Annotated in this window: 2 protein-coding genes; both read right to left on the minus strand. The window is 70.7% G+C overall.

What is annotated here, in order from left to right:
* Positions 1-9 precede the first annotated feature (9 nt).
* Complete coding sequence (locus GKQ77_RS31675; protein WP_219692560.1) at positions 10-237, minus strand: CarD family transcriptional regulator; 228 nt, start codon at positions 235-237, stop codon at positions 10-12.
* A 182-nt stretch (positions 238-419) separates the two neighbouring features.
* Positions 420-2,000, minus strand: coding sequence for a TROVE domain-containing protein (locus tag GKQ77_RS31680; protein WP_219692561.1), 1,581 nt, complete (start codon positions 1,998-2,000; stop codon positions 420-422).
* Positions 2,001-2,366: the final 366 nt, after the last annotated feature.

A 2,366-nucleotide genomic window follows, 5' to 3' on the forward strand; every position in this document is an offset into this window, starting at 1 on the left:
GGTCGGATGTCAGAGCTTGGCCAGCTTCGAGTAGGGACTCAGGAACCGTCCCTGACGGCCCGCGAAGTCGATGACGACCGCGTCCTCTCCCTCGACGCCGACGATCCTCCCGAGACCGTACTGGTCGTGGGAGACACGATCACCCACGGCGAACTTCTCTACGGGTGGGGCGGGCGGAGCGGGCACGTTGAAGGGACTGTTCGGCAGGTGGCGGCGCGAGCCGGCGGGCCTCGTCATATTGGAAGTATGCGCCCCCGGACACCCCCCGCACCATGCTCCGACCTCACACCGCCCTCACATCGGTATGGAACAGACACACAAACCCCAGCCGCGGCAGCGTATCCGGCGCCTCGGGCAACCCGAAAGGGGGACGGAAAATACGTACCGTACCCTTTCGGCCACTCACCGCGACGGAGGGCTCAGTCGGCCCAGGGCCAGTCGGCGTCCCGGCCCGCCTCAAGGAGCCCCACCATGCGGAACGCCGCGTCCGAGAGGCCGGCGAAGACATGGCGGTTCCCTGTGCCGGAGGCGCCGTGGCCCGCGCGGTAGCCCGCAAGGTTCCAGGTGTAGACGGGTACGTCGGCCGGGATCTGCTCGGTCGGGCCGCCCCGGTGGTCGTAGGCCGCCTGCTCGTCGGTGACGATCAGCACCCGGTCGTGCGCGCGGTAGAAGCGGCGTACCGCCGCGGTGGTGTTCGTGCCGCCGAGGTCGCCGAAGCGGTCGAGCACCTTCAGGACGGACTCCCCTGTGCGGTATGTCACCTGCGCGCTGCCCGTACCGAACTGCACGAGGTCCGCGTCGGCGGCCCGCAGCGCAAGGGCGGTGCCGAAGATCGCGGCCGCGTCGGCGCGGTTGAGCTGTGAGCCGCCCGAGAGCCGTGACCACATCGAACCGGAGCGGTCGACCAGGATGAGCGTGCGTCCGGGCAGCGAGGGCACGTTCGCCAGCGAGTGGCCGAGCGCCTTCTCCAGCGGGTAGGCCCAGCGCAGCGACGGCGCGTGCTGGTGGGCGGCGAGGAAGCGGAAGGGGAACTGCCGCGACTTCGCGATGGTCTCGGGGTCGGCGAGCCGGGCCGCGACACTCGCCGCGACCTCGTCGCCGACCCCCGCCTCGTCGAAGTTGCGCAGATTGCGGACGAGCGCCATGGCGCCCATCGACGGGATGACGGCCTCCCAAGCGGCCTTGTCCATCGGACCCTGGAGCCAGCCCGCCAGCGCCTCCCAGGTGATGCCCGCGGCGGCCAGCCGCTCGGCGCCGCCCTCCGCGGTGACCACCGCGCGCCGCTCGGCGACGGGCAGCGCCATCAGCTCCCGGTGCGCGGCGAGCACGCGCGCGCCCGCGGGCGGCACGGCCGTCTCCGGGTGGTGGCGCCGGTCGAGTGCGTACTGGAACAGGTCGCCCTGCCACGGCTTGGCCGGGTCGGGCGCCGCGTGCACGAGGTTGAGGATGTCGCCGAAGCGGTAGCCCTTGGACGCCGTGTCGTACTTCAGGAGCGACTTCTCGCTGTAGAGGCGGCGTACGGCGTCGGCGATGCCGCGCTTGACGGGCTTGGGGATGTTCCGGCCGTAGGTGGCCGTCCAGTAGCCGAGGAACTCGCCGGGTTCGTCGGGGCGGCGCAGCACGGAGGCGACGACCTGGCGGTTGGCCGGGCCCTCGGTGGCCCCCGCGTCGAGGCGCGCCTTGACGTACTCGGCGGCGCCGACGAGGGAGGCGGTGCGCATGTTGCCGTCGCCGCGCAGCCAGCCGAGCAGGCCCGCGGTCCACCGGGGGTCCTCGACGGCGAGGCGGCGCACGAGCGCGGCGAAGCGGTCGTCGCGGGCGCCGCCGTCCTCGTAGAAGGTCTGCTGCGAGACGAAGTTGGCGACGGCGAGCAGGAACAGTTCGGAGCGCGGGTCGCGCAGGTGTCCCGTGCCGCCCTCGTAGGTGCGTGTGGTGTCGCCGGTCGACGTCACCGGCGAGGAGACGCGCGCCTTGGCGGACTTGGTGTTGAAGCGTGCCATGAGAATTCCCCCGAATTCGTGTCACATATCGGTACGGGGGGAGGCAGGCGGCAGGAGTGTGCCCGAGTTCGGAAGCGACGACGGACTTGTGTCGGATGCTCTACCCATTGAGCTACACCGACCCGAAGTCGATGACGGGACTTGAACCCGCAACCCTCTGAGCCGTGAAGTAACCGTTGTCTGCGCACCGGGCACACACCTGCTGATGCCTCCCGAGATCTAAGGGGCGGCGGCGTGATTTCTTGGAAGGAAGTAGCCGCAGCCGGCGCACCGGGAGGTACGGAGGGAACTCTAGGAGAGCGAACCGGCCGAGCACCAAGGGTTTTTCCGCTTCCCCTGGGCTCCCCCCTCGGCCCCCTCCTGGGT

Source organism: Streptomyces anatolicus, from assembly GCF_019400875.1.
GTDB lineage: Bacteria > Actinomycetota > Actinomycetes > Streptomycetales > Streptomycetaceae > Streptomyces > Streptomyces anatolicus.